Source organism: Corallococcus llansteffanensis (assembly GCF_003612055.1).
Classification (GTDB): Bacteria; Myxococcota; Myxococcia; order Myxococcales; family Myxococcaceae; genus Corallococcus; species Corallococcus llansteffanensis.
The window spans coordinates 1-7,438 of sequence record NZ_RAWB01000493.1; the positions used below are offsets into that span (position 1 = coordinate 1).

The following is a 7,438-nucleotide window of genomic DNA, read 5'->3' on the forward strand; positions in this document are numbered from 1 at the left end:
GGACGGGGCGGGGTGTCTGGGATTCGGGCTCAGCGAGCGGGCATCAGAGCTCGATGCAGATGTTCCGCACGCAGCAGTTCCAACAGTAGGTGTGGCTCTGGCCACCCTGCTCACACGCGTACACGCAGCGCGCCATCTCCTGCGTGATGGCGGGCACGGGCGCATCCATCGTGGGGCTGGAGGCGCTCGCGGACGCCCCTCCCAGTGCCAGACCAAACAGGAACACGGTCGCGGTGATCAGCTTCCTCTTCATCTTGGGCATCCTTTGGAAGTGCGCCCCGGGTTGAGCGCGGCTCCAGTATGAGCCTGTCTGGCTTGTCTTTCCATCAGGTCAAGGAAAGACAGAGGAGTGATTCCCGTCGGGTCGGAGTTTTATGGAGCCGTACTCTTTGAGCCGAGAATCTGGACGACGCGTGAACGGTGGATGTGCCGTTCGGGAGCCAGCTCCAGGAACTTCTCGTAATGCGCTCTGCTCTCTCCGACCCGGCCGAGCTTGGCATTGACGACGCCCAGCATGAGTTGGCATTCCGGGTTGGAAGGATATTGCTCCGCGCAGGTGTTGGCCGTCTTGAGCGCTCCCTTGAGATCCCCTTCCCAGCTCTTCTGGTTGACGAGGGACTTGAAGTCCTGGACGGTCTTGAGCCGTGGGGTTTCTTCCTCTGCCGGATTCGAAACGCTGGGGGCCTGGGGCGCGGTGTCAGAGGAGGCAGAACCGGCGGCCGCTATGTTGAGAAGCTCTAAGACGCGTGCTCGTCTGGGATGATCCGGTGGGGCAAGGACCAGGAACGTTTCGTAGTGCATCTCGCTGAGTTGGAAGGAGTTGATCCTGGCGTAGAGGACGCCCAGCATGAGGTGGCAGCTCGGGTTCTTGGGGTACCTTTTCGCGCAGTCCTTGGCGAGTTCAAGCGCGGCGCTGGTTTTTCCCTCCTTGGTGAGATGGGTGGCATTGACTTGGATGGCCTGCACTGCTTCGCTTTCAGAGGCCGGAACGGTGACGGCCTCCTCCCTTGCTGGCGGTGGCGGTGGCGGTGGCGCCGTGGGCTTCATCCACCTACGGAGCCTCCAGACTTGTTCCCTGGATGCCAACTCCGTCATCAGCCCCCCGGCCACCGGGGGCTGTCAGTCGCCCTGACCCGCACGCAGGGCAACCGGGCCAGCAAGCAGTGGATGTGAAGTTTCTCACACTTACTGTGAATTCATGTATCATGCTTTCCGCCTGCCTTTGACGGCGCGGGCAGGTGTCGGGGACCCCGACTGTCCTGGCGCGTCAATCACACATCAGGGGGAATACATCCTATGAATCGCATGCAATTGCTGCGTCGCGGCACCGTGCTGGGCCTGGGCTTCTTCGCGCTGGCGGGCTGTGGGGGCCCGGACGCCGTGATCCAGGATCCCGACGTGGCCTCCGTCGAGCAGGGCATCAACGTCGCGACGAACGGCGGCTTCGAGGCCAACGCCATCGGCAACTTCAACTATGTCCAGCTCAACGCAGGCAGCACCGCGCTGCCGCCCTGGACCATCACCGGCAGCATCAAGGTGATGAAGAACTCCTACAAGCTGCCGGCCGGGGGGGTGCAGTCCATCGACCTCAACGGCTCCGGCGCGGGCTCCATCACCCAGTACGTCCCCACCGTGGTGGGCGGGGGCTACACACTGGCGTTCTACGTCTCCAACAGCCCGGGGTGCACCACCGTCTCCCGCTCGATGGACATCGCCTACGACACGCGCACGGCCAGCACCTCCAACGCCTCCGCGACGTGGAGCCTGCGCACCTACACCTTCAACGCCACCACCACCTCGACGCTGATCAAGCTCACCAGCACCTCGGGCGGCGTCGGATGTGGGCTCGCCATCGACAACCTGACCGTCAACGGCCCCTGAGCCCTGGACGCAGGGACAATCGGACCGTCGTCCTTCACACAGGACGACGGCCCGCTTCGTTGTAGCCCCTGGAGCGCTCCGGGTGCGACGTCCGCTGCAGGACCCAAGGGGTAGACGGTCCGCGCCCGACGATCCAGATCGGGCGGGCCTTGGATCAGTCCCCCGCCCCCTTCCGCCCTCAACGCTCGTGCGAGGACGCGTCGTGGCGTCCGCTCCGGAAGGCGGTGGAGGCGGAGGCGCCGTGGGCTCCATCCACCTGCGGAGCCTCCAGGCCTGTTCCCTGGCAGGCAGCGCCGTCATCAGCCCCCCTGCCACCGGGGGCTGTCAGGTCCCCTGACCCGCACGCAGGGCCGCCAGGCCAGCAACCAGCGATCGTGAAGTCTCACACACTCTGTGTGAATCCATGTATCCTGTTTTCCGCCTGCCTTTGACTGCGCGGGCAGGTGTCGGGGAACCCGACTGTCCTGGCGCGTCAATCACACGCATCCGGGGGATACACCCTATGAATCGCATGCAATTGCTGCGTCGCGGCGCCGTGCTGGGTCTGGGCTTCTTCGCGCTGGGGGGCTGCGGGGGCACGGACGCCGTGATCCACGATCCCGACGTGGCCTCCGTCGAGCAGGGCCTCAACGTCGCGTCGAACGGCAGCTTCGAAACCAACTCCATCGGCAACTCCAACCTCGTGGTCCTGGAAGCAGGGAGCACGGCGCTGCCGCCCTGGATTATCGGCGGCGCCGGCATCAAGGTGATGAAGAGCCCCTACACGACGCCGGTCCATGGGCTGCAGACCATCGACCTCAACGGGGAAGATGGGGCGGGCTCCATCGTCCAGTATGTCCCCACCGTGGTGGGCACGTTCTACTCGCTGTCGTTCTCCTTCTCCCACGGCCCGGGGTGCGTCGGCCTCTCCCGTTCAATCAACGTCTTGTACGACACGAGCACGGCCAGCGCCTCCAGCATGGGCTCGTCGTGGAACTCCCGGACCTACAGCTTCAAAGCCACCACCACCGCGACGCTGATCAAGCTCACCAGCACCTCGAGCGGCGGCGGATGTGTGGCCGCCATCGACAACCTGACCGTCTACGGACCGTGACCCTCACGGTGCACTGAGCGTCGGGCCGTCGTCCCTTCCACCGGGGCGGCGGCCCGTCTTCGTTTGACGCCACAGCATCCCTCGGCCCCAGAGGCCACGTCGGGAAGTGGCGTAGGATTGTTTCGCTGCTTCTCTCCTCCTGGATGGCTCCCTTGGAATTCCCTTTGGCCCCCGCCCTGCGCATCGACCTGGGCAAGCGCGCCGGCGTCACCGGCGGTCTGCTGGGCGTGCTGTGCGTGTTCGCCGAGTTCTGCTTCCTGTTCCCCCACGTGCTGGTGTCCAACGACGGGCGCGCCTTCTACGCGGAGCACCTGGGCGTCTTCCGCGGCATCCTCCAGGTGTCCATCGTCGTCACCTTCCTCCTGGGCACCTTCAGCGTGTTGACCCTGCGCTCCAAGGCGCACGGGGTCATCGCCATGGTGCTCGCGATGGTTGCCATGCTGCTGGGCGGCGGTGAGGCGGAGCCCCTCACGCAAACGCCTCGCGCGATGAGCGCCGGCCTGGACTTCTTCGCGTTGGACCTGCTGGTGCTGGGGCTGGTGTTCATCCCCATGGAGCGGCTGTGGGGCCTGCACGAGCAGCGCATCTTCCGCACGGGCTGGCAGACGGACCTGAAGCACTTCTTCGTCAGCCACGTGGGCGTGCAGCTCATCTCCTTCGCGGTGCTCATCCCGGTGCAGGTCTTCCTGTCCTGGGCGGTGCGCATGGACTTCCAGCAGCACGTGGCCGCGCAGCCCGTGTGGCTCCAGTTCTTCGAAATCCTCCTGGTGATCGACCTCGTCAGCTACTGGGTGCACCGGGCATTCCACACGGTGCCGTGGATGTGGAACTTCCACGCCATCCACCACTCGCCGCTGCAGATGGACTGGCTGGCCAGCTCGCGCTCGCACCTGGTGGACGTGCTCGTCAACCGCTTCGCGGGCTTCGTGCCGGTGTTCCTGCTGGGCTTCCACCCGTCCGCCATCTACGGCTACCTCGTCTTCGTGTCCTTCCACGCCGTGTACATCCACGCGAACGTGAACCACCGCTGGCCCTACCTGCGCTGGGTGTTCGCGACGCCGGAGTTCCACCACTGGCACCACACGTCGGACGAGGAGGGCATCGACAAGAACTTCGCCGTCTTCCTGTCGTTCATCGATGTCATCTTCGGCACCGCCCACCAGCCTTCACACTGGCCGTCCCGCTACGGGACCACGCAGTTCCAGCCGCCGGAGACCTACCTGGGGCAGCTCGCGTACCCGTTCAAGCGGCACGAGAAGACGCCCTACGGGTAGCGGACACCCTTCGCCCATTTTGCGAGGCAAGCCGGGGGCCCCGACGTATAGATCGCGCATGCGCTACGCACTGACGGCTGCTTCGTTCCTCGTCCTCGCGGGTTGTTCCCACTCGACGCCCGCTCCCTCGTCGTCCCCTACGTCTCAAAGCCAGGGGGCTCCCGTGTCGATGCAGGCCCTGGTGGAGGCTCCGGATCGCACGGAGGCGGACCGCGCACTGGACGCGGGCCGGCATCCTGCCGCGCTGCTGGAGTTCGCCGGTGTGCGGCCCGGCATGAAGGTGGCGGAGCTGATGGCGGGGACCGGCTACACCACGGAGTTCCTGGTGCGCGCGGTGGGGCCCACCGGGAAGGTGTACGGCGAGAACCCGAAGGTCGTGCTGGAGCGCTTCGCGGAGAAGCGCTGGCAGGAGCGGCTGGCGCGCCCGGTGAACCAGGGCGTGGTGCGCGTGGACCGCGAGCTGGACTCGCCGTTCCCGCCCGAGGTGAACAACCTGGACGTGGTGGTGAGCAACATCATCTACCACGACACGACGTGGCTGAACGTGGACCGGGCCAAGATGAACGCGGCGGTGTTCCAGGCGCTCAAGCCCGGCGGCGTCTACCTCGTCCTGGACTCGAGCGCGAAGCCGGGCACGGGCATCGCGGACACGGAGACCCTGCACCGCATCGACGAGAAGCTGGTGCGCGACGAGGTGGAGGCCGCGGGCTTCAAGCTCCAGGAAGAGAGCAACGTCTGGCGCAACCCGCAGGACACGCGGGACTGGAACTCCAGCCCGGGCGCCGCGGGTGAACGCCGGGGCACGAGCGACCGGTTCGCGCTGAAGTTCGTCAAGCCGGGCTGAGGAGCCAGGCACGACGGGACAGCGCGGCTCCGCGCTATGGTGCGAGCCATGGCGCAGGAAAAGAAGCAGACCTTCACCGCGAAGCTCGAAGTGGCCAACGACGCCGGTGGCCGCTTCGTGCGCTGTCCCTTCGACAGCAAGGACGTCTACGGCGAGGCCCGGCCCCCCGTGATCGGCACCGTCAACGGGCAGCCCTTCCGGAGCCGGCTGATGGTGTACGGGGGCAAGACGTACCTGGGCTTCACGCGCGAGGTGCGTGATGCCGCCGGCATCGAGGAAGGCATGGCGCTGAAGATCGTCCTGGAGCGCGACACGGCGCCCCGCGAGATCGAGGTGCCGGAGGACCTGCAGCGCGCGCTCGACGCCGAGCCCGCGCTGCGGGACGTGTTCACGAAGCTCGCGTTCACGCACCGCAAGGAATTCGTGCAGTCCATCACCGAGGCGAAGCGGCCGGAGACGCGCGAGCGCCGGCTGGCCCAGACGCTGGAGAAGCTGCGCGCCCGCGCGGCTCAATCCTGAGGCGGACCGTCCTCGTCGCTTCCGTCCGACGGCTGCCCACGCACCGCCGTGAGCAGCAGGTCGTACTTCCCCCCGAGGAACGTGCGGAAGCCGTGCTGGTGCAGGTAGCGCCGGTAGAAGGACAGGTCCTTCACCAGCAGCGACAGGTCCGGCTCGCGCAGGTTGCGCACGCGCGCGCCGTAGACGACCTCGCCGTCGCGGAAGCGTGAGTTGGGGAAGCCCAGCACCAATGCTGCCCGCGGCTCCAGGTGCTCCTGCACGAGCTTGCGCAGCAACGCCCGGTCATCCACGCCAGGGCTCTGCAACGTGCCCACGGACACCACCGCGTCGAAGCGCCCGAGCCCCGCAGGAAGCGCGTTCAGGTCCGCCTGCACGAAGGCATGGCGCGCATCCGGGAACGCCACCCGGGCCTCGGCGAGCGCGCTGGCGCTGTGGTCCACGCCCACGAAGCGGGCATCCTTCGCGCCCTCCACCCACTCGAACGCGGCCAGCTCATCCCCCCGGTTGACGCCCAGGTCCAGCACCCGCGCACCCGGAGGCAGACGCAGCCGCTCCACGGCTTCCAGCCAGGGCAACAGGAAGCCCGCGTCCTCGAACTTCCGCACCCGCGCGAACGCGGACGCCGCGCCATAGCGCTCCTGCGGCGACTCCGAGCGCTCCCCTTCCCCACTCCCCGCGTGCCACGGAGCCTCCGCGCCCAGCGGCTCGAACGTGAGCCGCACGTGCGTGGCATCCACCCCGCGAGGCGTGCGCAGGCGACAGGCCAGGCCCTCCGCCAGGTCACACCAGCTTCGCAGCGGCCGATGGACGAGCCCTCCCTCCGGCCCGACGCGCTCTCCCGGATAGTGCCCGTGTCCCAGGTCCGGATCCGGCACCTCGATGGACACGGCACCCGAGGCCAGCGCCGCCTCCAGGTGACGCAGCACGAGGACCAGCGGTTCGGCGTGGAATCGACGCGGGCTTTCAGGAGGGACAGGGGGGCGCGACATGCCCCCCACCCTATCGCTCAGCGGGACTCCACCACGACCTTCCCGAACGGTCCCCGGTCCAGATGCTCCAGCGCGGCGGGCAGGTCCTCCAGGCGGTAGCGCGTGTCGATGACCGGCTTGAGCCCGAGCCGGTCCACCGCGCGCACCAGCTCCTCCAGCCCGCGCCGGTGGCCCACGTTGATGCCCCGGATCGTCGGCTCCTTGAGCAGCAGCGGAGCGGAGGGCCCCGTCACCGTGAAGCCCTCGAACACGCCAATCACGGAGATGCGTCCATGCAGCGCTACCGCTTCGATGGAGCGTCCCAGGTGCGCGCCGCCCACCAGCTCCAGGATGTGATCCACGCCCCGGTCCGCGGTGAGGCGGTAGACGGCCTCAACCCAGTCCTCACGCTCCCGGTGGATGACGTGCGTCGCGCCCAGCGCCTTCGCCCGCGCCAGCTTGTCGTCGCTCCCCGAGATGACGATGACGTCCGCGCCCTGGGTCCGCGCGAGCTGCAACCCGAACAGCGCCACGCCGCCCGTGCCCTGCACCAGCACCGTCTGTCCCGGACGGACCGGGCCGTACTCCACCAGCGCGGTCCACGCGGTCAGCCCCGCGCAGGGCAAGGTGCTGGCTTCAGCCGCATCGAGCGTGACCGGAGCCCTCACGAACCAGTCCGCCGGGAACGCGACGAACTCCGCGAGGACTCCCGGGTGCGTCCCGCCCAGCATCACGTACGGAGGGACGCGCGCCGAGCCATGCCCCGGGCCATCCAGGCGACCGGGAGAGAACGTGGAGAGGACCCGGTCCCCCACCTGTCTCCTATACACATCTGACGCTGCCGACGATAAGGCTCCTT

General features: G+C 67.5%; 9 protein-coding genes. 5 read left to right on the plus strand and 4 right to left on the minus strand.

The features are described 5' to 3' along the window. Positions 1-43: 43 nt before the first annotated feature. Entirely contained in the window at positions 44-253 is a 210-nt protein-coding gene (locus D7V93_RS32975; RefSeq protein ID WP_120647160.1) for a hypothetical protein, read from the minus strand. A 119-nt stretch (positions 254-372) separates the two neighbouring features. Beyond that, complete coding sequence (locus D7V93_RS32980) at positions 373-1,047, minus strand: tetratricopeptide repeat protein (protein ID WP_158623915.1); 675 nt, start codon at positions 1,045-1,047, stop codon at positions 373-375. A 249-nt stretch (positions 1,048-1,296) separates the two neighbouring features. On the opposite strand from D7V93_RS32980, the gene D7V93_RS32990 reads away from it, so the two are divergent. From D7V93_RS32990 to D7V93_RS33010, 5 genes are all read left to right on the plus strand, one after another. Beyond that, positions 1,297-1,881, plus strand: coding sequence for a DUF642 domain-containing protein (locus tag D7V93_RS32990; RefSeq protein ID WP_120647163.1), 585 nt, complete (start codon positions 1,297-1,299; stop codon positions 1,879-1,881). Positions 1,882-2,383: 502 nt separating this feature from the next. Then, entirely contained in the window at positions 2,384-2,974 is a 591-nt protein-coding gene (locus tag D7V93_RS32995) for a DUF642 domain-containing protein (RefSeq protein WP_147451466.1), read from the plus strand. Between the two features lie 143 nt (positions 2,975-3,117). Next, positions 3,118-4,248 carry a sterol desaturase family protein gene (locus D7V93_RS33000; protein WP_120647165.1) on the plus strand — a complete coding sequence of 377 codons (1,131 nt, stop codon included), beginning with the start codon at positions 3,118-3,120 and terminating at the stop codon, positions 4,246-4,248. Positions 4,249-4,417: 169 nt separating this feature from the next. Next, on the plus strand, positions 4,418-5,092 hold the full coding sequence (locus D7V93_RS33005; RefSeq protein ID WP_279636972.1) for a class I SAM-dependent methyltransferase: 675 nt from the start codon (positions 4,418-4,420) through the stop codon (positions 5,090-5,092). Between the two features lie 48 nt (positions 5,093-5,140). Continuing rightward, positions 5,141-5,611 (plus strand): YdeI/OmpD-associated family protein, encoded by a 471-nt coding sequence (locus D7V93_RS33010; protein ID WP_158623916.1) that lies wholly within the window; start codon positions 5,141-5,143, stop codon positions 5,609-5,611. On the opposite strand, the gene D7V93_RS33015 is transcribed toward D7V93_RS33010, so the two are convergent. Both D7V93_RS33015 and D7V93_RS33020 read right to left on the minus strand, forming a co-directional pair. Further along, positions 5,602-6,600, minus strand: coding sequence for a class I SAM-dependent methyltransferase (locus D7V93_RS33015; protein ID WP_120647168.1), 999 nt, complete (start codon positions 6,598-6,600; stop codon positions 5,602-5,604). The two genes, D7V93_RS33010 and D7V93_RS33015, sit on opposite strands and share 10 nt — an antisense overlap. Before the next feature lie 17 nt (positions 6,601-6,617). Then, the gene (locus D7V93_RS33020) at positions 6,618-7,394 is read right to left on the minus strand and encodes a zinc-dependent alcohol dehydrogenase family protein (protein ID WP_244237663.1); all 777 of its coding nucleotides are present in this window, start codon (positions 7,392-7,394) and stop codon (positions 6,618-6,620) included. Positions 7,395-7,438: the final 44 nt, after the last annotated feature.